The organism is Micromonospora sicca (genome assembly GCF_003172935.1).
In the GTDB taxonomy this organism is placed as follows: Bacteria; Actinomycetota; Actinomycetes; order Mycobacteriales; family Micromonosporaceae; genus Micromonospora; species Micromonospora sicca.
In genome coordinates, this window is record NZ_QGKS01000406.1 from 23,245 (window position 1) to 46,077 (window position 22,833).

Annotated in this window: 23 protein-coding genes and 1 tRNA gene; 17 read left to right on the forward strand and 7 right to left on the reverse strand. The window is 73.8% G+C overall.

The annotated features are described in order from the left end of the window. Positions 1 to 34: 34 nt before the first annotated feature. The 7 genes from DKT69_RS31545 (at position 35) to DKT69_RS31575 (ending at position 4,931) form a co-directional block, all read left to right on the forward strand. Entirely contained in the window at positions 35 to 367 is a 333-nt protein-coding gene (locus tag DKT69_RS31545; protein ID WP_088969841.1) for a PadR family transcriptional regulator, read from the forward strand. Further along, positions 364 to 1,380, forward strand: coding sequence for an HAAS signaling domain-containing protein (locus DKT69_RS31550; protein ID WP_109805076.1), 1,017 nt, complete (start codon positions 364 to 366; stop codon positions 1,378 to 1,380). Before DKT69_RS31545 ends, DKT69_RS31550 begins: the two co-directional genes overlap by 4 nt. Before the next feature lie 132 nt (positions 1,381 to 1,512). After that, positions 1,513 to 2,007, forward strand: a complete 495-nt coding sequence (locus DKT69_RS31555) for an LppU/SCO3897 family protein (protein ID WP_109805077.1) — start codon at positions 1,513 to 1,515, stop codon at positions 2,005 to 2,007. Positions 2,008 to 2,117: 110 nt separating this feature from the next. Beyond that, entirely contained in the window at positions 2,118 to 2,804 is a 687-nt protein-coding gene (locus tag DKT69_RS31560) for a dienelactone hydrolase family protein (protein WP_109805078.1), read from the forward strand. Between the two features lie 19 nt (positions 2,805 to 2,823). Next, positions 2,824 to 3,537, forward strand: a complete 714-nt coding sequence (locus DKT69_RS31565) for a uracil-DNA glycosylase (RefSeq protein ID WP_109805079.1) — start codon at positions 2,824 to 2,826, stop codon at positions 3,535 to 3,537. A 19-nt stretch (positions 3,538 to 3,556) separates the two neighbouring features. Next, a complete protein-coding gene (locus tag DKT69_RS31570; RefSeq protein WP_109805080.1) occupies positions 3,557 to 4,291 on the forward strand; it encodes a DUF4129 domain-containing protein in 735 nt (244 codons plus the stop codon). 55 nt (positions 4,292 to 4,346) lie between these two features. Next, positions 4,347 to 4,931, forward strand: coding sequence for a hypothetical protein (locus DKT69_RS31575; RefSeq protein ID WP_109805081.1), 585 nt, complete (start codon positions 4,347 to 4,349; stop codon positions 4,929 to 4,931). On the opposite strand, the gene DKT69_RS31580 is transcribed toward DKT69_RS31575, so the two are convergent. Further along, the gene (locus DKT69_RS31580; protein WP_109805082.1) at positions 4,906 to 6,159 is read right to left on the reverse strand and encodes an RNA-guided endonuclease InsQ/TnpB family protein; all 1,254 of its coding nucleotides are present in this window, start codon (positions 6,157 to 6,159) and stop codon (positions 4,906 to 4,908) included. The genes DKT69_RS31575 and DKT69_RS31580 overlap by 26 nt on opposite strands. 155 nt (positions 6,160 to 6,314) lie before the next feature. On the opposite strand from DKT69_RS31580, the gene DKT69_RS31585 reads away from it, so the two are divergent. The 4 genes from DKT69_RS31585 (at position 6,315) to DKT69_RS31600 (ending at position 10,694) form a co-directional block, all read left to right on the forward strand. Beyond that, positions 6,315 to 7,322, forward strand: a complete 1,008-nt coding sequence (locus DKT69_RS31585) for an AAA family ATPase (protein WP_109805083.1) — start codon at positions 6,315 to 6,317, stop codon at positions 7,320 to 7,322. Further along, entirely contained in the window at positions 7,322 to 8,692 is a 1,371-nt protein-coding gene (locus DKT69_RS31590; RefSeq protein ID WP_109805084.1) for a DUF58 domain-containing protein, read from the forward strand. The genes DKT69_RS31585 and DKT69_RS31590 overlap by 1 nt, the downstream gene beginning before the upstream one ends. 8 nt (positions 8,693 to 8,700) lie before the next feature. Beyond that, positions 8,701 to 9,261 carry a hypothetical protein gene (locus DKT69_RS31595; RefSeq protein WP_375373484.1) on the forward strand — a complete coding sequence of 187 codons (561 nt, stop codon included), beginning with the start codon at positions 8,701 to 8,703 and terminating at the stop codon, positions 9,259 to 9,261. A 101-nt stretch (positions 9,262 to 9,362) separates the two neighbouring features. Further along, positions 9,363 to 10,694 (forward strand): NAD(P)/FAD-dependent oxidoreductase, encoded by a 1,332-nt coding sequence (locus tag DKT69_RS31600; protein ID WP_109805086.1) that lies wholly within the window; start codon positions 9,363 to 9,365, stop codon positions 10,692 to 10,694. 130 nt (positions 10,695 to 10,824) lie between these two features. Here DKT69_RS31600 and DKT69_RS31605 read toward each other — a convergent pair whose 3' ends face one another. Next, positions 10,825 to 12,657 (reverse strand): hypothetical protein, encoded by a 1,833-nt coding sequence (locus DKT69_RS31605; RefSeq protein WP_236648476.1) that lies wholly within the window; start codon positions 12,655 to 12,657, stop codon positions 10,825 to 10,827. A 102-nt stretch (positions 12,658 to 12,759) separates the two neighbouring features. Between DKT69_RS31605 and DKT69_RS31610 the strand changes: the two genes are divergently transcribed. The 4 genes from DKT69_RS31610 to DKT69_RS31625 all read left to right on the forward strand — a co-directional run bounded on the left by DKT69_RS31610 (position 12,760) and on the right by DKT69_RS31625 (position 15,022). Then, positions 12,760 to 12,840, forward strand: a tRNA-Leu gene (locus DKT69_RS31610). A gap of 110 nt (positions 12,841 to 12,950) precedes the next feature. Then, complete coding sequence (locus tag DKT69_RS31615) at positions 12,951 to 13,787, forward strand: Bax inhibitor-1/YccA family protein (protein ID WP_109805088.1); 837 nt, start codon at positions 12,951 to 12,953, stop codon at positions 13,785 to 13,787. Between the two features lie 127 nt (positions 13,788 to 13,914). Next, positions 13,915 to 14,673, forward strand: coding sequence for a Bax inhibitor-1/YccA family protein (locus tag DKT69_RS31620; RefSeq protein ID WP_109805089.1), 759 nt, complete (start codon positions 13,915 to 13,917; stop codon positions 14,671 to 14,673). A gap of 28 nt (positions 14,674 to 14,701) precedes the next feature. Continuing rightward, a complete protein-coding gene (locus DKT69_RS31625; RefSeq protein ID WP_109805090.1) occupies positions 14,702 to 15,022 on the forward strand; it encodes a hypothetical protein in 321 nt (106 codons plus the stop codon). A gap of 37 nt (positions 15,023 to 15,059) precedes the next feature. On the opposite strand, the gene DKT69_RS31630 is transcribed toward DKT69_RS31625, so the two are convergent. The 4 genes from DKT69_RS31630 to DKT69_RS31645 all read right to left on the reverse strand — a co-directional run bounded on the left by DKT69_RS31630 (position 15,060) and on the right by DKT69_RS31645 (position 19,825). Next, on the reverse strand, positions 15,060 to 16,553 hold the full coding sequence (locus DKT69_RS31630; RefSeq protein WP_109805091.1) for a CYTH and CHAD domain-containing protein: 1,494 nt from the start codon (positions 16,551 to 16,553) through the stop codon (positions 15,060 to 15,062). Positions 16,554 to 16,592: 39 nt separating this feature from the next. After that, positions 16,593 to 17,855, reverse strand: a complete 1,263-nt coding sequence (locus DKT69_RS31635; protein ID WP_109805092.1) for an acetyl-CoA C-acetyltransferase — start codon at positions 17,853 to 17,855, stop codon at positions 16,593 to 16,595. Positions 17,856 to 17,931: 76 nt separating this feature from the next. Then, on the reverse strand, positions 17,932 to 18,732 hold the full coding sequence (locus DKT69_RS31640; protein WP_109805093.1) for an SGNH/GDSL hydrolase family protein: 801 nt from the start codon (positions 18,730 to 18,732) through the stop codon (positions 17,932 to 17,934). Positions 18,733 to 18,778: 46 nt separating this feature from the next. Continuing rightward, complete coding sequence (locus tag DKT69_RS31645; RefSeq protein ID WP_109805094.1) at positions 18,779 to 19,825, reverse strand: SGNH/GDSL hydrolase family protein; 1,047 nt, start codon at positions 19,823 to 19,825, stop codon at positions 18,779 to 18,781. Positions 19,826 to 20,005: 180 nt separating this feature from the next. On the opposite strand from DKT69_RS31645, the gene DKT69_RS31650 reads away from it, so the two are divergent. After that, complete coding sequence (locus DKT69_RS31650; protein WP_109805095.1) at positions 20,006 to 20,362, forward strand: YkvA family protein; 357 nt, start codon at positions 20,006 to 20,008, stop codon at positions 20,360 to 20,362. 76 nt (positions 20,363 to 20,438) lie between these two features. Further along, positions 20,439 to 21,809, forward strand: a complete 1,371-nt coding sequence (locus DKT69_RS31655; protein WP_109805096.1) for a cystathionine beta-synthase — start codon at positions 20,439 to 20,441, stop codon at positions 21,807 to 21,809. A gap of 46 nt (positions 21,810 to 21,855) precedes the next feature. On the opposite strand, the gene DKT69_RS31660 is transcribed toward DKT69_RS31655, so the two are convergent. Then, positions 21,856 to 22,806 carry a S1C family serine protease gene (locus tag DKT69_RS31660; RefSeq protein ID WP_109805097.1) on the reverse strand — a complete coding sequence of 317 codons (951 nt, stop codon included), beginning with the start codon at positions 22,804 to 22,806 and terminating at the stop codon, positions 21,856 to 21,858. Positions 22,807 to 22,833 lie beyond the last annotated feature (27 nt).

Genomic DNA, 22,833 nt, shown 5'->3' on the forward strand with positions numbered 1-22,833 from the left:
ACGGTACTACGCAATCCGCACTAGTGTCGAAAGCGTGGATACCACGCAGCTCCTCAAGGGCGTGCTCGACCTCGCCGTCCTCGCCGTGCTCCGAGAGGAGGACGGCTACGGCTACGACATCCTGCGCCGGTTGCGCGAGGCCGGCCTGGAGGAGGTCGGCGACGCCTCGGTCTACGGCACCCTGCGCCGGCTCTTCGCCGCCGGCCTGCTCACCACCTACGTCGTCCCGAGCGAATCCGGCCCGCACCGCAAGTACTACGCCCTCAACGCCGCCGGCCGGGACCAGCTCGCCCGCTCCGGCAAGACCTGGCGCTCGTTCGCCACGACCATGGACGCACTGCTCGACGATCGGGGGATGGCGGCATGACCGTCACTGGGCAGGACATCGCGGACTACGTCCACCGGGTGCGGGCCGCACTGGCCGACCTGCCGTCCGCCGTCCGCGACGAGTTGACCGAGGACCTGCCGGAGCACCTGACCGAGGTCGCCGCCGAGGCGGACGGCACGCTGGTCGAGCGGCTCGGCGAGCCCGAGGCGTACGCCGCCGAACTGCGCGCGGCCGCTGGCGCCGGCGAGCCGCTCGGCGCCCGCGGCGGCCTGGACCGGCGGATCGCCGCCGCCGCGCACCGGGCCCGCGCCCGGCTGTCCGGCCTCGACACCAGTCTCGGTCCGATCCTCGGGTACGCCTCGGCGAGCGAGTTCCTCCGCCTGCTCCGGCCGGCCTGGTGGGTGCTGCGCGGCTACCTGGCGGCGGCACTGCTCTCGGCGATCTTCAGTGGTGACCTCACCCTCGTGCCCCGGCCCTTCCTCAGCGAGGTCACCGGCCTGCTCGTGCTCGTCGCCGCCGTGCTGGCCTCGATCTGGCTCGGTCGCAACTCCGACCGGCTGCGGCGGTGGCCGCGCCGGCTGATGCACGCCGGCGCCCTCGTGCTGGTGGTCTTCGGGCTGGTCCTGCTCGTCAACCTCGACGAGCGGTCGCAGTGGGACGACTTCGGCTACCAGGGGGTGTCGGTCGGCGACCGGTACGACAGCGTCCAGGACGTCTTCGTCTACGACAGCGAGGGGCGGCTGGTGGAGAACGCCCGGCTCTTCGACCAGAACGGCGTGCCGATCCGGCTCGGCTACCCGTCGTGCGTCGACCCGGCCCAGCCGGACGCCGCGCTGCGCACCGGCTACCCGTACTGCCCGGAAATGGCCCCGTTCCGGCCGCGGCCGCCCGCCACGGCACCGGTGCCGCCGGGGGCGAACGGGGGCGGGGCGACCCCGGCGCCGTCGGGAAGTTCGTTGCCGACGGCGGCCGCCACGCCGACCGCGGTTCCCAGCGCGACGGTGACTCCGGCCCCGACCGGCACGGTCCCGGAGCCGAGCCCGACCCGCTGAACCACACCGAGGGGCGCCCACCGATCCGGTGGGTGCCCCTCGTGCGTCCATGATGGACGGGGCGGTGCAGCGCGACCCGATCTTGATCGCTACGGTGTCGCTTGCTCTCACCCCACCCCGGAAGGAACGCCCGTGTCAGAGCAGGTCGCCGTCGCTCCCGCACCCCCCGCACGGGAGAGCGAGCAGCAGCCCGTCGCCCCGTCCACACCGGCCGCCGGGCGGTCCCGGATCGGCACGGTCCTCGGCGTCGTCGTGCTGATCCTCGGCGTGCTGGTCGCGCTCGCGGTGGGCGCGGTGCTCAAGCTCGGTCCCGGACCCCTCGGCGGCTTGCTGGGCCGCGACGGCACGGCCGACGCGAAGGCCGGCGACTGCGTCGCCGAGCTGCCCCGGGTCGCCGGCACCGGGGCTACGTCGGTCGACGACGCGACGATCGTCCCCTGCACCGGCGCCCGGGCCGCGTACGCGGTGGTCGGCCGGGTGGACGACCCGGCCGCCGCACGGAGCCGGTCGGCGGTGGCGTGCGAGCCGCACTTCCGCCCCGGCGACGACGGATACGTCCTCTACCGCGTCGGCGGTGACGGCGACGGCTACCTGCTCTGCCTTGTCCGGAAGGCGAACGGGAGGTGAATGCCACTGTTCTCGCGTCTTCCCCGGCGTGGTCGCGGCGTGGCAGGCTACCCGCACGTAGGACCACTGGGCGACCAGCCAACGATGACTGACCGCTAGGAGGACGGGCCATGGGCGAGACGGTGAGCTTCACCAGCAACGGAGGGACGAGCGAGGGGTATCTCGCGATACCCTCCGGCGGTGTGGCCAGCCCGGCGGTCATCGTCATCCAGGACTGGTGGGGTCTCGTGCCCCACGTCCGGGCGGTGGTGGACCGCTTCGCCGAGGCGGGGTTCGTCGCCCTCGCCCCGGACTTCCGGCACGGCGAGCCGGCCAGCAAGCCGACCGAGCCGCGACAGATGCTGAACGGGCCGCAGATGGACGAGGCGGCGACGGAGATCGCCGCCGCGGCGGAATACCTCGCCGGCCGTCCCGAGGTCACCGGCAAGGTCGGCTGCGCCGGCTTCTGCGCCGGCGCCAGCCTGGCCCTCTGGTCGGCGACGTTCTCCGAGCGGATCGTCGCCGCCGCCGGCTTCTACCCCCGGCTGCCCTGGGAGGGGATGCGCGCCGACTGGGCCGACTACGCCGGCAAGGCCGCCCTGATCCACTGCTCCGAAGAGGACGGCCTCGCGTCCGCGGACGGCGTGCAGGCCGCCCGCCGGGCCATCGAGGCGGCCGGCGGCAGTTGCCAGACCTACGACTACCCGGGCACGTCACACGCGTTCTTCAACGAGGACCGGCCGGAGAAGTTCGACCAGCGGGCCGCCGCCACCGCCTGGGCCCGCACCCTGGAACTCTTCCGGGCCAAGCTTGGCTGAGCCGCGTACGCCCGACGAGGTGGTCGCCCGCGCCGCGCGGGCGACCGACCTCGCCGACCTCGACGCCGCGGTGAGCGACTGCTTCGCCTGCCCGCGCCTGGTGGCCTGGCGGGAGGAGGTCGCCCGGGTCAAGCGGGCGGCCTTCCGCGACCAGCGGTACTGGGGCCGCCCGGTGCCCGGCTTCGGCGCCGCCGACGCGCGGATCGCCATCCTCGGGCTGGCACCGGCCGCGCACGGCGGCAACCGCACCGGCCGGATCTTCACCGGGGACCGCTCCGGTGACGTCCTCTTCGCCGCGCTGCACCGCGCCGGCCTGGCCAACCAGCCGACCAGCGTGGCCGCCGACGACGGCCTGACCCTGCGGGACACCCGCATCTTCGCCGCGGTGCGCTGCGCACCGCCGGACAACAAGCCCACCCCGGCCGAGCGGGACACCTGCGCGCCGTGGCTGCACCGGGAGGTCGCGCTGATCCGGCCCACCCTGCGCGTCGTGGTCGCGCTGGGTGCCTTCGCCTGGGCCGCGTGGTGGCCGGTGCTGCGCGACGTGTACGGGGTCCGGCCGCCCAGTCCGCGACCGGCCTTCGGCCATGGGGCACACTGGTCCGGCGGCTCCGCACCGGCGCTGCTCGGCTGCTATCACGTCAGCCAGCAGAACACCTTCACCGGGCGGCTGACACCAGGGATGCTGGACGACGTGTTCGCCCGGGCGAAGCAGTTGGCCGGGGTGGACTGAGGATGCGTGGGGCGGTGGGATGGACCTCGGCGTGCTGCGCAGGTGGTGGCCGATCGCGGCGGTGACCGTCCTGCTGGCCGTCGCCGCGCTGGCGGCCGGGCACTCCTCGATCGGGGCCAGCCGGATCCCGCCCGCCGCCGACAACATCCCCTACGTGCCGGACTACCCCTCAGCCGAGCCCGCGCCGTCGATCGCCGTCGAGCCGAGGGACGGCGCCGAGGCCACCCAGGCGCAGATCCCGGACTGGATCGTCACCGCCGCCATGGTCGTGCTGGGCCTGGCGGCCCTGCTCGCCATCGGGTACGTCGGCTGGACGCTGGTCCGCGGCGCGCTGCGGCGGACCACCCGGGCGATCCCGGCGCAGCGGGCCCGGCGTACCGCCGAGGGTACCGCGCGGGAGGTGGTGGCCGCGCTCGACGCGGGCCTGGTGGAGTTGGACGACCGGGCCACCGACCCGCGGACCGCGGTGATCGCCTGCTGGGTCCGGCTGGAGGAGGCCGCCGAGGAGGCCGGCGTGCCCCGGCTCGCCGGGGACACCCCGACCGATCTGGTCAGCCGGCTGCTGCGCGGCGACCCGGCGGCCGGCGTCCCTGCGATCGCCAGCGCGGACGTGCTGGACGGGTTCGCGCACGTCTACCGCGAGGCCCGGTACGCCACGCACACCGTCGACGAGCGGATGCGCGACCAGGCCCGGGCGGCGCTGCGCCGGCTGCGCGGCGAGTTGACCAACCTCGCCGGCCAGGTGGCGCCGTGAGCGCGAGGAGTGAGCCGGTCCTGCGAGCCCCGCAGTCGCGAACCGAGGTGGCGCCGTGAGTACCAGCATCGACGACCTGCTGTCGTTCGAGGAGGAGCCGGCGGGACCGGCCGTCCAGTCCCGCGGTGGCCCGGTGCGCCTGGTGCTGCGTGCCCTCCTGGTCACCGCGGCGATCGTGGCGGTCGTCGTGGCGGGCCTACGGGTGGTCGGCCTCCAGGTCTCCCTGTGGATCGTCGTCGCCGGTGTGCTCGCGCTGCTCGCCGTCCGGCGGGTCACCGGGGCGCTGTCGCCCCCGCCGCCGCCCCGGGCCGGTTACCGTGCGCCGGCGGGCGAGGAGCCGGGCAGCTGGAACTGGGCCGCCCGGGACGCGCTGCGCGCCGCGATCAACGGGTGGGAACGCCCGCTGGACTGGTGCGCGGGCAACCGCGAGCGGTTCACCGAGCGGGTCCTGCCCCGGATCGGCGAGCTGGCCGACGAGCGGCTGCGCCAGAAGCACGGCATCACCCGCGAGTCCGACCCGGCCCGCGCCCGCACCCTGCTAGGGGAGCCGCTGTGGACGTTCCTCAGCACGCCCTCCCGCCGCCGCCCGTCGCCGCGCGACCTCGCGGCGATCGTCACCGAACTGGAGAAGCTGTGTTGACATCTTCCCGGCCCTGAAGGACCGGGATTCCCACGGTCGCCCGTGAGGTTTCCTGCTTCGTCACCGACCGCCTTGTCCGGGAGGGCTCCCGTTGAGGTCTTACACCAGCTCCACAGGCAGACACCGCCAGCCCGGCGGCCAGAATGTTTCGCGCCGGGTTCACGTCACGGTCGTGGATGGCGCCGCAGTCGCACGTCCAGGTCCGGACGTGCAGCGGCATCGTGTCCCGTACGGTTCCGCAGGTCGAGCACAGTTTGGAGGAGGGGAACCAGCGGTCGACCGCGATCACCTTACGGCCGTACCACTGGGTCTTGTATTCCAGCATGCTGCGAAAGTCGCGCCACGCCGCGTCGCTGATGGCGCGGGCGAGTGTGTGGTTTTTCAGCAGGTTCCGAACGGTGAGGTCCTCGATCACGATCGTTTGGTTATCACGAACAAGCCGAGTGGTGATCTTGTGCAGGTGGTCGCGTCGCCGGTCGGCGATGCGAGCATGAACCTTGGCGACCTTGCGGCGGGCCTTGTCCCGGTTCGCCGAGCCCTTGACCTTCCGCGACAGCTCCCGCTGGACGCGGGCGAGCCGGGCACGGTCACGCCGCTCATGCCGAGGGTTGGTGATCTTTTCCCCGGTCGACAGGGTCAGCAGGCGGTCAAGCCCGGCGTCTATCCCGATCGCCGCGGTGGTCGGGGGCAGCGGCTGCAGGGTCTGGTCCTCGCACAGCACGGACACGAACCAGCGGCCCGCGCTGTCCTGGGACACTGTCACCGTCGACGGCTTCGCACCCTCCGGGAGAGGGCGCGACCACACGATGTGCAGCGGCTCCCCCATCTTCGCCAGCGTCAGCATGCCGTCGCGGAAGCGGAAAGCGCTGGTGGTGTACTCCGCCGACTTCCGCGATCTCTTCCGCGACTTGAAACGCGGGTACTGCGCGCGTTTGGCGAAGAAGTTTGTGAAGGCCGTCTGAAGGTGCCGCAGGGCCTGCTGAAGCGGAACCGAGGAGACCTCGTTGAGGTAGGCCAGTTCCCCGGTCTTCTTCCACTCGGCCAGCATCGCCGACGTGGCGTTGTAGCTGACGCGTTCCTGCCGGAGAGTCCACGCCTCCGTACGGGCCGCCAACGCGAGGTTGTAAACCTTCCGCACGCATCCGAACGTGCGCGACAGCTCGGCTGCCTGCGCCTCAGTCGGATAGAAGCGGTACTTGAATGCCCGCTTCACCCGCGTGGTCTTCATGGCTACCGAACTATCGCATCGCCCTGTGACAATCTGCGGGCTCTCGGGAGGGGCCACCGGTCCGCCTTGCCGGCGAACCGGCTATCCCTGCCCTGCTCCGCAGGAGTTCGATTCCTCCCCGCCCTGAAGGGCGAGGGCTCCTCGAAGGAGTACTGATGAACGACGTGGACCGGAGCATGCCCCCCGCCGAGGTGGGCCAACTGGCCCGGGCGGTGCTCGACGCGGTCGGCACGGTCGTGGTCGGCAAGCGGGAGGCGCTGGAACTCGTCCTCGCCGGCATCCTCGCCGGTGGGCACGTGCTGCTGGAGGACCTGCCCGGGCTGGGCAAGACGCTGACCGCGCGCTCCTTCGCGCAGGCCCTCGGGCTGGACTTCCGCCGGCTCCAGTTCACCCCCGACCTGCTGCCCGCCGACGTCACCGGCTCCTTCCTGTACGACCAGCGCAGCGGCGACTTCTCGTTCCGGCCCGGCCCGGTCTTCACCAACCTGCTGCTCGCCGACGAGATCAACCGGACGCCGCCGAAGACCCAGTCGGCGCTGCTGGAGGCGATGCAGGAGAAGCAGGTCTCCGTCGAAGGCGTCACCTACCGGCTGGACGAGCCGTTCCACGTGCTCGCCACCGCCAACCCGATCGAGTACGAGGGGACGTACCCGCTGCCGGAGGCGCAGCTCGACCGGTTCCTGCTCCGGGTGTCGTTCGGCTACCCGAACCACGAGGAGGAGTGGGAGGTGCTGCGCCGGCGAATGGCCCGCCGTCGCGAGGAGGCCGAGATCAAGCCGGTGGTGGACGCCGCCACGCTGCGCGCCATGCAGGCCGCGCTGGAGGACGTGGTGGTCGAGGACTCGATCGGCCGCTACATCGTGGCGCTCACCGCGGCCACCCGGGAGCACCCGTCCGCGCTGGTCGGCGCCTCCCCGCGCGGCTCGCTGGCGCTGCTGCTGCTGGCCCGGGTCCGGGCCGTCTTCGCCGGCCGGGACTACGTGGTGCCGGAGGACGTCAAGGAGGTGGCGGTGCCCGCGCTGGCCCACCGGATCACGCTGCGCCCGGAGATGTGGCTGCGCCGGGTCGACCCGTCCTTCGTCGTCGGTGAGGTCCTCGAGCAGACGCCCGCCCCGGCCAGCGGCGCGCTGCCCAGCTACGCGGCCGGGCGGCCCGGGCGCTGATGGCCAGCCGTCACGACCCGGAGCCGGCGACGGGCTGGGCGCCCACCTGGGCGCTCGGCCGGGCGGTGCTGCTCACCGGGCTGCTGTTGATCGCGGCGGTGCTGTTCGGCCGGGTCGACCTGGTGGTGCTGGCCACGCCGTTCGCCCTCGGCACCGCGTACGCGCTGCGCCGACGGCCCACCGCCGGGCCCCAGCTGGAGATCAGCACCGGAGACGCACACCTGGTGGAGGGCGGCCCGATGACCGCCACGGTCGCCGTCGGCAACCCGGACACCGTGTCGTACGACGTGGCGGTGGTGCGGACCCGGATGTCGCCGTGGCTGCGGGTGGAGAAGGTCGGCTTCGGCGGGACGGGCCTGCAGGTGGCCCGCGCCGGGGGCGCCGACCGGCCCTTCGTCACCTCCGTGCCGAGGGGCACGGCGGTCGACCTGGAGCTGTCCGGTACGGCGCTGCGCTGGGGCCGGCACCCGATCGGTCCGGCCGGCGCCCGGGTCGCCAGCGCGGACGGGCTGCTGGTCTCCCGGGCCGTGATCACCGACCCGGTGCGGATGCGGGTCTACCCGAGGACCGAGCCGTTCGAGGCGGTGGAGGCGATGCCCCGCGCGGCCGGGCTGGTCGGCGCGCACCATTCCCGGCGGCCGGGGGAGGGCGGCGAGCTGGCCGGGGTGCGGGTCTTCGCCCCGGGTGACCGGCTGCGCCGGATCGACTGGCGGGTCTCGCTGCGGGCCCGCCAGCTGCACGTCGCGGCCACCCTCTCCGACCGGGACGCCGAGGTGGTGGTGCTGCTCGACGTGCTGGCGGAGGCGGGCCGCTCCGGGGGTGTCAACGGTCCCGCGTCGGTGCTCGACACCACGGTCCGGGCGGCCGCCGCGATCGGCGAGCACTACCTGCACCGGGGCGACCGGGTGGCGATGCTGGAGTACGGTCCGGCCGCCCGCCGGCTGCGCCCGGCCACCGGACGCCGGCAGTACCTGACGGTGCTGGAGTGGCTGCTCGACGTGCACGCCGAGGCCTCCCCGCACGAGCCGTACGACCAGGTCTTCGGGCCGCAGGTGCTCTCCGTCGACGCGCTGGTGGTGGTGCTCACCCCGCTGTTGGACGAGCGGTCGGCGCAGATGCTGGCCCGGCTCGCCCGGGGCGGACGGTTCGTGGTCGCGGTGGACACCCTGCCGGCCGACCTGCCGCCGCCGAAGGACCGGGGCTGGGCCGAGGTGGCGTACCGGCTGTGGCGGCTGGACCGGGACACGATGATCGGTCAGCTCCGCGAGCACGGTGTGCCGGTGGTGCGCTGGGCCGGCGCGGGCAGCCTGGACCAGGTGCTCCGGGACGTCGCCCGGCTGGCCACCGCCCCCCGGGTGGGTACCCGATGAACGACATGCTGGAGGCGGTGAACGAACGGGTCCGCGCCGTGCGGTACGCGGCCACCCGGGTCAGCCTGGCTCCGTTGCTGGTCCGGGCCGCCATCTTCCTGACCGTGCTGGTCGGTTTCCTGCTGGCGTACCCCGTGCAGGTCTTCGCGCCGCGGGCGCTGTTGGCCCTCACGGTGGTGGCGGTGCTGCCGGCGGTCGGGCCGCGCCGGGTCTGGCCGACCTTCGCGGCGCTGGTCACGGTCGGTGGGTGGCTGCTGGCCTCGGCCGGCTTCGACCGGCCGATCGCGCTGTGGCGGCTGCTCGGCGTGGCGACGCTGCTCTACCTGGCGCACACCCTCTGCGCGCTGGTCGCGCTGCTGCCCTTCGACGGGGTGGTCGACCCGGATCTGATCCTGCGGTGGTTGGCCCGGGCCGGTGCGGTGGTGCTCGCCAGCGCGGTGCTCGGCATCCTGCTGGCCGGGCTCAGCGGGGCGGGGGCGGACCGGGGCTTCCAGGCGGCCACGGTGGCGGGACTGCTGGTCGCGGTGGCCGTCAGCGCGTTGCTCGGGTGGCTGTTGCGTCGCAGATAACGGGACGGACAGGACGTTGTGCAGGTCACAGGTGTTGTGCTCGGTCACAGAAGGGGGTCTCGAACGGGATTAGCCGAGCCGCCCGGGGAAAGATAGATGACGTGAATCCGAAGCGGATCCTTGTCGTGGGTGCCGGGCACGTCGGCCTGTACGCCGCTCTGCGCCTGTCCAAGAAGCTGAGCTCCCGTGAGGCCGAGGTCGTCGTCGTCGACCCGCAGCCGCACATGACCTACCAGCCGTTCCTCCCCGAGGCGGCGGCCGGCAACATCTCGCCCCGGCACTCCGTGGTGCCGCTGCGGCGGGAGTTGCGCAGGTGCAAGGTGGTGGCCGGCACGGTGACCCGGATCGACCACGACCGGAAGACGGCGGTCGTGCAGCCGATCAGCGGCCCGACCCGGGAGATCCAGTACGACCACGTGGTGGTCGCCCCCGGCTCGGTGTCCCGGACGCTGCCGATTCCGGGCCTGCACGAGCACGGCATCGGGTTCAAGACCATCGGCGAGGCCATCTACCTGCGCAACCACGTGCTGGACCGGCTCGACGTGGCGGCCGCCACGACCGACCCGGACGTCCGCCGTTCCGCGCTGACCTTCACCTTCGTCGGCGGTGGCTACGCCGGCATCGAGGCGCTGGCCGAGATGGAGGACATGGCCCGGGACGCGATGCGCTACTACCCGGAGCTGAAGCCGGAGGACATGCGCTGGGTCCTGGTCGAGGCCACCCAGCGGGTGCTGCCCGAGGTCGATCGGGACATGGGCGCCTACACGGTGCAGGAGCTGCTCAAGCGGAACATGGACATCCGGCTGGACACCCGGCTGGAGTCCTGCGTCGACGGGATGGTCAAGCTCTCGGACGGCGACAGTTTCCGCTCCGACACCATCGTCTGGACGGCCGGTGTGAAGCCGTCGCCGATGCTGGACGCCACGGACTTCCCGCGCGACGAGCGCCGGCGGGTCACCTGCCTGCCCACCCTCCAGATCGTGGACGGCGACCGGGTCGTCGAGGGCGCCTGGAGCGCCGGCGACTGCGCCGCGGTGCCGGACCTGACCAAGGAGCCGGGCAACTTCTGCTCGCCCAGCGCACAGCACGCGGTCCGGCAGGCCGCCCGGATGGCCGACAACATCGTGAACGTGATCCGCGGTCGCGAGCCGGTCAACTACAAGCACAAGCACGCGGGCAGCGTGGCCAGCCTCGGCCTGCACAAGGGCGTGGCGCAGGTCTACGGGATCAAGATGACCGGCTGGCCGGCGTGGTTCATGCACCGGACGTACCACATGTCGCGGATCCCGTCGTTCAACCGCAAGGTCCGGGTCGTGGTCGACTGGTCGCTGGCGTTCTTCCTGAAGCGCGAGGTGGTCGCGCTGGGCCAGCTGCACGACCCGCGTGAGGAGTTCGCCGAGGCCTCCCTGCCGGTCGGCGCGCTGCGCAGCTGAGTTAGTACGGAAGGGTCGTCGCCACGGCTGTCGTGGCGGCGGACCCTTTTCGTCTCGCTCTGCTTCAACCCACGCAACACCTCGGTGAGCCGGCGCTTCTGTTCGGACGTGAGTGGCGCCCGCGGGTGGGTCAGAAGCGCCAGGTCCAGGCGTCGGCGATCCGGGTGCCGGGGCCGAAGAGCTGCTCCAGCGTCTTGTGCAGGAGCGGCGCGTGCGGGGCGTCGTCGGTCAGCGCCACGCACGACGCCCCCCAGAACTGGACGTCCCGGGCGGCCTGCCGCCGTTGCTCGTCGCCGATCGCCGCCGGAACGCCCCGCTTGGCCACCTCGGCCAACAGTGCCGAGGTGGGGCGCTTGTAGGTGCCCATGGTGGCCGAGCCGCCCCGGCCGTACGGGCCGATGAAGAAGCCCTCCGGCATGCCGAACTCCGCGTCCGCCGCGGTCGCCCAGCGCATCGGCCCCGGGTCCTTCGGGGTGGCGGGCGGCACGGGGACCAGCACGCCGCCGGGGCGTACGCACTGCCGCCAGTGTCCGGCGGTGACGAACGCCGGCAACGCCGGCCGCTCCGTGGTCGGCAGCGGCGCCGGGAAGACGCTGAGCAGGGCCGCGCCGACCGCCAGGGGGACCAGCCGCCGGGCCCGGCCGGGCTCGCGCAGGGCGCGGTCCACCGCGAGCGTCAGCAGGGTGCCGGCCAGCGGCAGCAGGGCGAGGCCGAACCGCATCGGCAGCGCGCCGTCCACCACCGGCAGGCCGCCCAGCAGGGCGTACGGGCCGGGCAGCGCGGTCCGTTCGCCGGAGATCACCAGCTCGGGGCCGAGTGACAGCACGCCCATCACCAGCGCCCCGGCGACGCAGGCGACGACCACCGGCCGGCGGCCGAGCCAGACCGCGCAGGCGCCGGTGACCAGCAGCAGCGGCCAGCCGAGGAAGGTGTTGTACTCGGCCGGCCCGGTGGTCAGGTGGGACGAGGTGTCGCTGCCCAGCACCGAGAGTGGGGAGATCGTCCACCAGCTGCTCAGGTCGGCGGAGAAGTAGTGCGGGCTGAACATCCCGTCGGCGACCCCCTGTGGCCCGGCGAACTGGTACCAGAGCGGGTACGCCAGCACCAGCAGCGCCAGGCCGGCGGCGAGCATCAACCCGCCGCCGAATGTGGGCAGGGCTCGCCGGAACAGCGGTCGGTCGGTCACCGCGTAGGCGACGGTCATCACCAGCAGGGTGAGCGCGGCGAGGAAGAGCACCTCCTCGCCGACGAAGACCTGGACGGTGACTGCCGCCGCCAGCCCGACCGCCGAGGTGGCCAGCCGGCGGCGGTCCGGCCCGTCCAGGGTGCCGGCCGGGTCGGCGGCCCGGAGCAGCCGGACCACCAGCCAGACGATCACCGGGACCAGCCACTGCGCGGTCATGTGCAGGTGACTGTTGCTCTGCGAGATCATGCCGGGGCCGAAGCCGCACAGTGCGGCGCCGAGCCCGGCGGCGAGCCGGCGGGCCCGCAGCGTCCGGGTGAACAGCAGGTACCAGGCGGCCGCCGTGCCGGCCAGGTTCCCGGCGGCCAGCAGCGCGAAGGTGACCGGCGCGCCGACCAGCAGCGTGACCGGGGCGAGGAGCATCCCGAGCGCGATCACCGTGGTGTTGGTCATCAGGTTGACCCCGTCCGGCGCGTTGAGCCGGTCGGTGAGCAGGCTGAAGTCGCCGAGCAGGGCGCGCGAGTCGACGGCCAGGAACCACTCGTAGAGGGTCTGGTCCTCGGGGTTCAGCGCGAGCATCCGCTGCCCGGGCGACGGCCACAGCCCGTGGGTGAGCCAGCCCGCCAGCAGCGCGAAGAGCAGCCCGGCCAGCAGGTCCGCGCGATAGCGGACCGCGGTGGCCAGCAGCTGGGCGGACCGGGACGGGCGGGCGACCTCCGGTTCGAGGCGGACAGCCTGGCCGGGGTCGGGCCCGGGGGCGGTGCGGGCTGCGCTGGTCACGGCCTCGACCATAGTGGCGCGACCAGCACGGGGTACGCCGGGTCCGGGCGCAACGACTACGGTGAGACTGCACCGCCGCGTGTCGCCGCGCCGGTGTCACCCGCCCGGGTGGTGGAACGGCAGACACGGCCGCCTTAAAAGCGGCTGCCGAAAGGCGTGCGGGTTCGACCCCCGCCCCGGGCACCGAGACTCTCAGCTTTCCCACAGCTTTCCGCCCGGCGTGGGCTGCGAGCCCCGTTTACCCTTGAGGGTGCACGTTCACGTGCACTGACCCCCTGAGGGAGGCCTGAGAAGTGAAGACCTCGAACCCGGTGCTCGCCCGGCTCGGCCAGGCGGCCGAGCGTGAGCGGGCGGCCGGGTACGCCCAGCCCGGGCCGTACGGACAGCCCGGTTACCCGCAGCAGTACGCGCCCTACCAGCAGCAGTACCCGACCGGCACCGGCTACCCGGCGGCACCGCCCACCGTGACCCCGATGACCCTCGACGACGTCGTCGTCAAGACGGTCATGCTGCTCGGCCTCCTCGGCGCCTCCGCCGCGGCGGCGTGGGTGCTCGTGCCCGACGCTCTGGTCGGTGTCGCCTGGATCGGCGCCGCCGTCGTCGGCCTGGCGCTCGGCCTGATCATCTCGTTCTCGCGGATGGCGAACCCGGCGCTGGTCGTGGCGTACTCGGTCGTCGAGGGCGTCTTCGTCGGCATGGTCAGCAAGGCGTTCGAGTCGCTCTACGACGGCATCGTGCTGCAAGCCGTGGTGGCGACCTTCGGCGTCTTCTTCCTGATGGCGGTGATCTACAAGGCACGGATCATCCGAGCCACCCCGAAGTTCGCCCGGATCATGATCTCGGTCATGGTCGGTCTCTTCGCGGTGATGCTGATCAACCTGGTGCTCGCCCTCTTCGGCGTCAACACCCACCTGCGCGACGGCAGCCCGCTGGCCATCGGCTTCAGCCTGGTCTGCATCGTGGTCGCCTCGCTGAGCTTCGTGCTCAACTTCCACGAGATCGAAGAGGGCGTCCGGATGGGGCTCCCGCAGCGCTACTCCTGGATCGCCGCCTTCGGCATCGTGGTCGGCCTGGTCTGGCTCTACCTGGAGATCCTGCGCCTGCTCAGCTACTTCCAGGGCGACGACTGACCCGCCCGCCGCCCGATCCCGGCGCCCGCCTCCGCGACAGCGGCGGCGGGCGCTGTCGTTTTCCCGTCGCCGCCGGGCCGCCCGGGGCAGAGTGGGACCCGGGGGTACGTCGGGCGAGGAGGTCGCGGTGCGGAGTGCCAACCCGGTGCTGACCCGACTGGACGACGTCGGCCGGACCGAACGCCAGGTGCTCGGGGTCGGGGCCGCCGAGGCGATGACCGTGGACGACGTGGTGACCCGGACGGTCGGCCTGCTGCTGCTCACCGGCGTCACCGCCGCCGTCGCCTGGGTGGTGGTCCCGCAGGCGGTGTGGCTCTCGGCGGCGCTGGCCGGAACCGCGATCGCCGGGTTGGTGCTGGTGCTGGTCATCTCGCTGAAGCAGATCACCAACCCGCCGCTCATCGCGGCGTACGCCGTGCTCCAGGGGCTGCTGCTCGGTGTGGCCAGCCGGGCCTTCGAGCTGATCTACCCGGGGATCGTGGTGCAGGCGGTGATCGGCACCTTCGGCGTCTTCCTGGGCATGGCGCTGCTCTACCGGGCCCGGCTCATCCGCGCCACCCCGCGGCTCGCCCGGCTGGTCGCCGGCGCGCTCATCGGCATCCTCGCGATCAGCCTGGTCAACCTGGTCACCTACCTGCTCACCGGCCGGCAAGGGGTGGAGGCGTACAGCCTGACCAGTCGGGTCGGCTGGCTGCCGTACCTCATCTCGGTGGTGGCGATCATCGCCGGGGCGTTCAGCTTCATCCTCGACTTCGACCTGGTCGAGCGGTCGGTCCGGGCCGGCCTGCCCCGCCGGTACGCCTGGTTCTGCGCGTTCGGCCTGCTGGTCGGGTTGATCTTCCTGTACTGGCAGATCCTGCGCCTGCTCAGCTACCTGCGCCGGTGACCGCCGGCCCCTCGTAGACTCGGCGGCGATGAGCGCAGCGGAACTGGACCGGGCGGTGGATCTGCTGGTCCGTCAGGTCGGTCACTGGCAGCAGCCCCGGTGGTCGGCGTCGGCCGAGGGCGGCAACGTGTCCCGGGCCGACCTGGTGCACAAGCTGGTGCAGGAGCTCGCCAACCTGGCGGCGGACGTGGAGGGCGGGCCGCGCCGGGACGTACCCCGGTTGGGCAACGACCTGGTGCTGCCGGACCAGCTCCGGGTGGTCGCGGCCGATCTGCTGGCGGCCGGGCCGCCGGAGGCGGTGCTCGACCGGGCCGCCGAGGCGGTCAGCAGGACCCGCTCGGCGCTCTGACCGCGCGGCTGCCGGCGGACCGCTGGCGCGGCGGCGGTCAGCGCTTCAGCCAGCGCCGCAGCTTCCGCCGCCGGGCCCGGTCGCGGGCCCGGGCGACGGCCCGCACGTCCCGGCCGGCCGTCGCGGCCTGCCGCGCGTGCAGGATGCCGTACGTGAAGGTGTTCTCGCCGTCGGCGTACGCGCGCAGCGCCTGCCGCCGCAGCACCTCGCGGGTGACCACCGAGTCCTGATGCGCGCCGAGCAGGTCCTGCAGGTCCTTGAGCCGGTCGACCAGCCTGCCGGCGGGCTTCCCGACCGCCGGCTCGCGCACCTCGACGGCGTACCGGGCTGCCTTGTACGCCTTCCGCGCCTCGTGCAGCGCGACGTCCTCCGCCGCGTCGTCCGGCCGGTCACCGGCGAGGGCCCGGTCCAGCCGGTCGTCCGCCCGGGTCACCGCCCGGCGCACCCGCCGGGCGACCCAGCGCGCGTCGACCGTCCGCGCGGTCGGCCCCTCCAGCAGCGCGTCCAGCCGGGCCAGCAGGGCGGTGTACCGGTCGGAGTCGAGCGCCGCGCGCAGCTCGTCCAGGGCGGTGGCCAGGTCCGCGGCGAACCGGGCGGAGATCCGCGCCGCGACCGGGCCGAGCACCAGGTCGGCGGGCTCGGCGTGCACCGCGTCGGTGAGCCGGGCGGCCATCACCTGGGTGTCGCGGACGGCGCCGAGCTGGGCGCCGAGCCAGCGCAGCTCGGCCCGCAGCCACTCGCTCTCCCGGCGGTCCCACAGCCCGCGGAAGGTCCGCAGGGTGGACCGCAGCCGGCGGACGGCGACCCGCATGTCGTGCACCGCGTCCTCGCCGCCGCCCAGCGCGCCGGGGTGGTTGGCGATCAGCACGTCCCGGTGGGCGAGGGCGTAGTCGAGGACGGGCGCGGCGCCGGGATCGGGGGTGGCCGCCGGGGCGGCGAGCCGGGTGGCCAGCGCGCGGTGCGACTTGGAGACCGGCACCGGGCGGGCGCCGGCCGCCCGCAGCCGGGCGTCCACCGCGTCGAGCAGCGCGTCGTCGCCGTCGACCAGCTCGACCTCGATCTCCCGCCAGGCTTGCCGCTCGTCGGTGACCAGGTCTCGTCCCTCGACGGTGTCGTCGGCGACCTCGGCCAGCACCCGGCCCCGCCCGTCGAGCAGCCGGCGCTCGGTCCGACGGGTGGTGATCCGCGCCGCCGGGGCCACCGGCCGTCCCCGGGACGCGGCCCGGAAGAGCGCGACCAGCTCCGCCGGCGGGTCGGTGTCGTCCGGCCCGGCGGGGAACTGGTACTCGGTCCGGTCGCCGCCGGCCGAGCCGACCTTCAGGTGCCAGCCCGCGTCGTGCCCGCCGGTACGCCGGCGCAGCGCGAACCCGCTGCGGGCCAGCCGGAGGTCGGCGGTGTCCAGGTAGACCGCGTCGAGGTCGAAGGCGGTGGCGTCCGACGTGGTCGTGACGCCACCGCACCCCGTCAAGTCCGGCAGGCGGAATCCCTCGTCACCGGAGTACTTGCGCTCCCGTTCCACGACCGTCGCCATGTCGGAACGGTACCCGGACCCGGGAACGCCGAAGCGGGCTCAGCTCAGCCGTTCGAGCACCATCGCCATGCCCTGGCCGCCGCCGACGCACATGGTCTCCAGACCGATGGTCTTGTCGTGCCACTCGAGGGCGTTGAGCAGGGTGCCGGTGATCCGGGCGCCGGTCATGCCGAACGGGTGGCCGACGGCGATCGCGCCGCCCATCACGTTCAGCTTCTCCTCCGGGATGCCGAGCTGCCGGTAGGAGGGGATCACCTGGGCGGCGAACGCCTCGTTGATCTCGACCAGGTCGACGTCGTCGATGGTCATCCCGGCCCGCTTGAGGGCCTGCTTGGAGGCCTCGACCGGGCCGAGGCCCATGATCTCCGGCGACAGCGCGGTGACGCCGGTCGACACGATCCGGGCCAGCGGGGTCAGCCCGAGGTCCTCCGCCCGCTGGGCGCTCATGATCACCACTGCGGCGCAGCCGTCGTTGAGCGGGCAGCAGTTGCCGGCGGTGATCCGGCCGTCGGGGCGGAAGACCGGCTTCAGGCCCGCGACCGCCGCCAGGGTCACCCCGGCGCGCGGGCCGTCGTCGGCGCTGACCACGGTGCCGTCCGGCGTGGTGACCGGGGTGATCTCGCGGGCCCAGAAGCCGTCGGCGATCGCCTTCTCGGCCAGGTTCTGGCTGCGCACGCCGAAGGCGTCCATGTCCTCGCGGGTGACGTCGTACACCTGGGCGAGGTTCTCCGCGGTCTGCCCCATGGACAGGTAGATGTCGGGAAGCCGGCCGTCCTCCCGCGGGTCGGTCCACACCTCCGCGCCGCCCCGCGCGCGGGCCTCCGACCGCTCGTGGGCCGCCGCGAAGCGCGGGTTCTCCCAGCCGCCGCCGACCAGCGCCTGCGCCTCCGGCGGCAGGGTGTCGGAGTTGCCCCGGGCGTACCGGGAGACCATCTCGACGCCGGCGGAGATGAAGACGTCGCCCTCGCCGGCCCGGATCGCGTGCATCGCCATCCGGGTGGTCTGCAACGAGGAGGCGCAGTAGCGGGTCAGGGTGGCGCCGGGCAGGCCGTCGAGGCCCATCAGGGTGGCGACCACCCGGGCCATGTTGAAGCCCTGCTCGCCGCCGGGCAGACCGCAGCCCAGGTACAGGTCGTCGATCTCGGTCGGGTCGAGCCCGGGGACCTTGGCCAGGGCGGCCTGGACGATGGTGGCGGCGAGGTCGTCCGAACGGACGTCACGCAGCGAACCCTTGAACGCGCGGCCGATGGGGGACCGGGCGGTGGCGACGATGACGGCGTCGCGGGACGACTCAATCGGCATGAACCAACGTTAACCCGCGGGTAACTTACGGCGGAAGTCGCTCACCGGGCGGGAAATGTCACGCCGCCCGCGGTGGTCAGTGGTGGTGACGGGAGGCGACCGTCGCCGCCGCCTCGACCGCCGGCAGCAGGGCGTGCGCCCAGACCCGGTAGCCGTCGGCGGACGGGTGGTAACCGTCGTGGCAGAGCGTCCCGGCGTCCGCCCGGAACACCGGCCCGGTCTCGGTGGCCAGGTCGACCACGCTGCCGCCCGCGTCCAGCACGGCCGTCGTCTGGGCGCGGGCCACCCGCCGCCCGGACCAGCCCAGGACCTGCCGCAGCGGGGACGCCACCGCGCGGACCGCGCCGAGGTCGGGGCAGGTCCCCACGACCACCTCGACGTGCGCCTCACGCAGCCGGCGCACCGCCGAGCCGAGGTAGGCCGCGGCGTCCGCCGGCCGGGTCATCGCGGTGGCGTCGTTGGCGCCGACCAGGATCAACGCCACGTCGGGACGCTCGCCCAGCAGCGCCCGGGCCACCTGGGTGGCCAGGTCGGTCGAGCGGGAGCCGGCGACGCCGACGCTGGAGAGGTGCACCTGCCGGCCGGTCGGGCCCTCGGCGAGCAGGTGGGCGAGCTGGCCGCCCACGGTCTCCTCGAAGCGTTCCACCCCGACGCCGAGCGCCGAGGAATCGCCGAGCAGCACCAGCCGCAGTGGTGGGGCACCCGCCCGGCCGACCGTGGCGCGCAGGGCGAGGCCCAGCTCCGGCTGGGCGTAGCGGCGGTTGCGGGCGGCGATGGCCTGGCCGGCGAGGACGGCGGCCCCGCCCACCGTGCCGGCGACCAGCGAGAGCGCCGCGGCCCGACCCAGCCGGAACGCGAGCTCGTGGTGCTCGGTCATGCCGTCACCGCCCGGCGGTCGGCGGCACACGTGCCGGTCAGCTCGCTCATGCCAGTCCCTCCAGTGTTGGTGAGTCGGCGGCGGGACCGGGTTGCGGCACCGCGCCGACGCCGAAGAACGCCCGCCGCCGCAGCTGCGCCCAGCGGCCGCCCGGCCCCCGGTCCCGGCCCCGGACCTGGGTGCCGCTGACCTCGGTGCCGGCGTGCCGGGCCGCCTCGTGGGCCGCCTCCGGCAGCGACCGTACGCCTTCGCCAAGGGGGGCCGCCGCCCGGCGTTCCTGGCCCGCCCCGAGCGCGGAGAGCACGGTGGGCAGGAGCGCCGCCGCGGCCACCGCGTACCCCTCGGCGGACGGGTGGAACCGGTCCCAGGCGAACATCCGGGCCGGCTCGGCGGCGAACCGGGGACCCAGCATGTCACCCAGGGAGACCGTGGAGCCGCCCGCCTCGACCACCGCCACCGTCTGGGCGGCGGCCAGCTGCCGGCTCCAGCGCCGGGCCAGCCAGCGCAGCGGCGGCTGGATGGGCCGGATCGCGCCCAGGTCGGGGCAGGTGCCGACGACCACCTCGCAACCGGCCGCGCGCAGCGTGCGGACCGCGTCGACCAGGTAGCGCACGGCCAGCGCCGGCGGGGTCCGGTTGGTGACGTCGTTGCCGCCGATCAGGATCACCGCGATGTCCGGTTCGACCTCCAGGGCCGACTCGACCTGCGGCTTGAGACCGGCCGACAGGGAGCCGACCACGGCGTACCGGTGGAGCCGCACCGGCCGGTGCAGCCGGCGGGACAGCCCGGTGGCCAGCAGCGCGCCCGGGGTCTCCCGGCGGCGGTGCACGCCGTAGCCCGCGGCGGAGGAGTCGCCGAGGATCACCATGGTCAGCGGCGGGCCGGGGAACTTGGCGCCGTACGTCCCGTCGCAGCGCGGCGGGGGCGCCTCGGCCATGGGGATGGTCCGCCTCGCCTGGCGGGCCTGACCGAGCAGCACTCCACCCGTCGCGACGGTGGCCGCCACCGTGGCGCCCGTGCCGATCGCCGCCACCCGGGCGATCCGCCGGGCGCGCTGCCAGCCGGCCGGTACGACGGATCCAGCGTCCCCCATGAGCCGACATTATCGCGCCGGCCCGACACCCCGCTCTCCTCGCGTCGGCTGGTTCGCGGCTGGGAGACGACGGTTCTGGGTACCTCCTGCGGCAGGGCCGCCGACCGACGGTCCGGCCGGCGAGCGGCGCGGGGCTTGCGCCGGGGCGGCACGCTGGTCGAGCGGAAAGGGGCGCAGACGATGGGGAAGACGTTGAAGCGGAGCGCGGCGTTCACCGCGCTGGCCCGGGCACTCATGGCGGGCGCGCGGGGAGGGCCGTCGCTGGGCGAGCGGCTGGCCGCGCTGCCCCGGATGATCAGGGCGACCGCCCGCGGGGAGTACGACGGCGGCCTGCGGCTGGCCATGATGACCGCGGCGACGGCGTACGTGGTCTCCCCGGTCGACGTGGTCCCGGAGCTGTTCCTGACCATCTTCGGGCTGGTGGACGACGCGGTGATGGTCACCTGGTTGGCGGGCAGCGTGCTGTCGGAGACCGAACGCTTCCTGAAGTGGGAGGCGCGTCGCAGCTCGGTCATCCCCGGACATGTCACGCCCTGACGGCACGTACCCTGGGCGTCGAGAAGTACGTCTGCCCGGCCGCCGTCGCCGGCGCCGCAACGAAGGGCACAACGAGGTGCAGTACTACGACAACGTCGTCGAGCTGATCGGCAACACCCCGCTGGTACGGCTGCGCAACGTCACCGAGGGCATCCAGGCGACGGTGCTGGCGAAGGTGGAGTACGTCAACCCGGGCGGTTCGGTGAAGGACCGGATCGCGCTTCGGATGGTGGAGGACGCCGAGGCCGCGGGCATCCTCAAGCCGGGCGGCACCATCGTCGAGCCGACCAGCGGCAACACCGGCGTCGGGCTGGCCCTGGTGGCTCAGCTCAAGGGCTACAAGTGCGTCTTCGTCTGCCCCGACAAGGTCAGCCAGGACAAGCAGGACGTGCTGCGCGCGTACGGCGCCGAGGTGGTGGTCTGCCCGACCGCCGTCGCGCCGGAGGACCCGCGCTCCTACTACAACGTCTCCGACCGGCTGGCCCGGGAGATCCCCGGCGCCTGGAAGCCCAACCAGTACAGCAACCCGGCCAACCCGCGCTCGCACTACGAGACCACGGGGCCGGAGATCTGGAAGCAGACGGAGGGGGAGATCACCCACTTCGTGGCGGGCGTCGGCACCGGCGGCACCATCTCCGGCATCGGTCGCTACCTGAAGGAGGCGTCCGAGGGCCGGGTCAGGGTCGTCGGCGCGGACCCGGAGGGTTCGGTCTACTCCGGCGGCACCGGCCGGCCGTACCTGGTCGAGGGCGTCGGTGAGGACTTCTGGCCGGAGACGTACGACCGGGGCGTCCCCGACGAGATCGTCGAGGTCTCCGACAAGGAGTCCTTCGAGATGACCCGGCGGCTGGCCCGTGAGGAGGGGCTGCTGGTCGGCGGCTCCTGCGGGATGGCCGTGGTGGCCGCCCTCGAGGTGGCCCGCAAGGCCGGCCCGGACGACGTGATCGTGGTGCTGCTGCCGGACAGCGGCAGAGGCTACCTGTCGAAGATCTTCAACGACAAGTGGATGGCCCGGTACGGTTTCCTGGACAACTCGGGCACCGAACCGACCGTCGCGGACGCCCTCGCCAGCAAGCCGGGCGGCCTGCCCGAGCTGGTGCACGTGCACCCGACCGAGACGGTCCGCGACGCCATCGACTACATGCGCGAGTACGGCGTCTCCCAGCTCCCGGTGCTCAAGGCCGAGCCGCCGGTGGTGACCGGCGAGGTGGCCGGCTCGATCGCCGAGAGGGACCTGCTCGACGCGCTCTTCACCGGCCAGGCGCACCTGCACGACACGATCGAGCGGCACATGGGCGAGCCGCTGCCGATGATCGGCGGCGGCCAGCCGGTGAGCGAGGCGGTCGGCCTGCTGGAGAAGTCCGACGCGGCGCTGGTGCTGGTCGACGGCAAGCCCAAGGGCGTGCTCACCCGCCAGGACCTCCTCGCCCACCTCGGCGCCCGCTGACCCCGGTCGACAGGGCCGCTCCCCGCCGGGAACGGCCCTGTCGTCGTCAGCGGGTCAGTTCGGTGGGGACGGCGACCACGTCGACGAAGGCGCCCTTGCGCAGCACGGTGACCGCCAGGCGGGTGCCGATGGCCGGGCCGAGCATCAGCCGTTGCAGGCCCTGGCCGTCCTGCACCGGCCGGCCGCCCGCAGAGACGATGATGTCCCCCAGGTAGATCCCGGCCAGCCCGGCGGGGCTGCCCGGGACCACCTCCACCACCCGCAGGCCGCGCCGCTGCCCGGTCCGTTCGGTGAGTTCCGGGGGCAGCGGCACCGGCACCCCGGCGACGCCCAGCCAGGCCCGCCGGACCCGGCCGGTGGCGGTCAGGTCGGCGATGATCTGCCGGGTGGTGGCGTTGATCGGCACGGCCAGCCCGAGGCCGTACCCGGCGACCGCGGTGTTCACCCCGACCACCCGGCCGGTGGAGTCGGCCAGCGCGCCCCCGGAGTTGCCCGGGTTGAGCGCGGCGTCGGTCTGGATGACGTCCTCGATCAGTCGGACCAGTCGCCCGTCCCGGGCCGGCAGCGACCGGCCCAGCCCGGAGACGACCCCGGCGGTGACCGAGCCGGCCAGCCCCATCGGGTTGCCGACCGCCACCACGAGCTGCCCGATCCGCAGGCCGTCCGCGTCGCCCAGCTCCACCGGCGGCACCGCCGGCTCCTCGGCCCGCAGCACGGCCAGGTCCGACAGCGGGTCGGCGCCGACCACCCGGAACCGGGTCTCGGTGCCGTCGCCGAAGGCGGCCGAGCCGCCCGCGGCGCCCTGCACAACGTGGGCGCTGGTCAGCAGCAGGCCCTCGGCGTCGATGGTGACGGCCGAGCCGGCGCCGGCCCCGCGCGGGGTCCGCACCGACAGGGCGGCGACGCTGGGCAGCACCCGTGCCGCCACGCCGGTCACCACCCGGGAGTACGCGTCCAGGGCGGCGTCCTCCGCCCGCTCGGTGTGCTCGATGTCCATGACGGGGGCAACGCGGCCGGATCGACG

Excerpts from the sequence above, each read along its gene's own strand:
- DKT69_RS31550 (WP_109805076.1), top strand. The coding sequence starts at position 364 with ATGACCGTCACTGGGCAGGACATCGCGGACTACGTCCACCGGGTGCGG.
- DKT69_RS31580 (WP_109805082.1), bottom strand. The coding sequence starts at position 6,159 with ATGAAGACCACGCGGGTGAAGCGGGCATTCAAGTACCGCTTCTATCCG.
- DKT69_RS31635 (WP_109805092.1), bottom strand. The coding sequence starts at position 17,855 with ATGCCGATTGAGTCGTCCCGCGACGCCGTCATCGTCGCCACCGCCCGG.
- DKT69_RS31630 (WP_109805091.1), bottom strand. The coding sequence starts at position 16,553 with ATGGCGACGGTCGTGGAACGGGAGCGCAAGTACTCCGGTGACGAGGGA.
- DKT69_RS31645 (WP_109805094.1), bottom strand. The coding sequence starts at position 19,825 with ATGGGGGACGCTGGATCCGTCGTACCGGCCGGCTGGCAGCGCGCCCGG.
- DKT69_RS31585 (WP_109805083.1), top strand. The coding sequence starts at position 6,315 with ATGAACGACGTGGACCGGAGCATGCCCCCCGCCGAGGTGGGCCAACTG.
- DKT69_RS31570 (WP_109805080.1), top strand. The coding sequence starts at position 3,557 with ATGGACCTCGGCGTGCTGCGCAGGTGGTGGCCGATCGCGGCGGTGACC.
- DKT69_RS31590 (WP_109805084.1), top strand. The coding sequence starts at position 7,322 with ATGGCCAGCCGTCACGACCCGGAGCCGGCGACGGGCTGGGCGCCCACC.
- DKT69_RS31640 (WP_109805093.1), bottom strand. The coding sequence starts at position 18,732 with ATGACCGAGCACCACGAGCTCGCGTTCCGGCTGGGTCGGGCCGCGGCG.
- DKT69_RS31650 (WP_109805095.1), top strand. The coding sequence starts at position 20,006 with ATGGGGAAGACGTTGAAGCGGAGCGCGGCGTTCACCGCGCTGGCCCGG.
- DKT69_RS31625 (WP_109805090.1), top strand. The coding sequence starts at position 14,702 with ATGAGCGCAGCGGAACTGGACCGGGCGGTGGATCTGCTGGTCCGTCAG.
- DKT69_RS31560 (WP_109805078.1), top strand. The coding sequence starts at position 2,118 with ATGGGCGAGACGGTGAGCTTCACCAGCAACGGAGGGACGAGCGAGGGG.
- DKT69_RS31660 (WP_109805097.1), bottom strand. The coding sequence starts at position 22,806 with ATGGACATCGAGCACACCGAGCGGGCGGAGGACGCCGCCCTGGACGCG.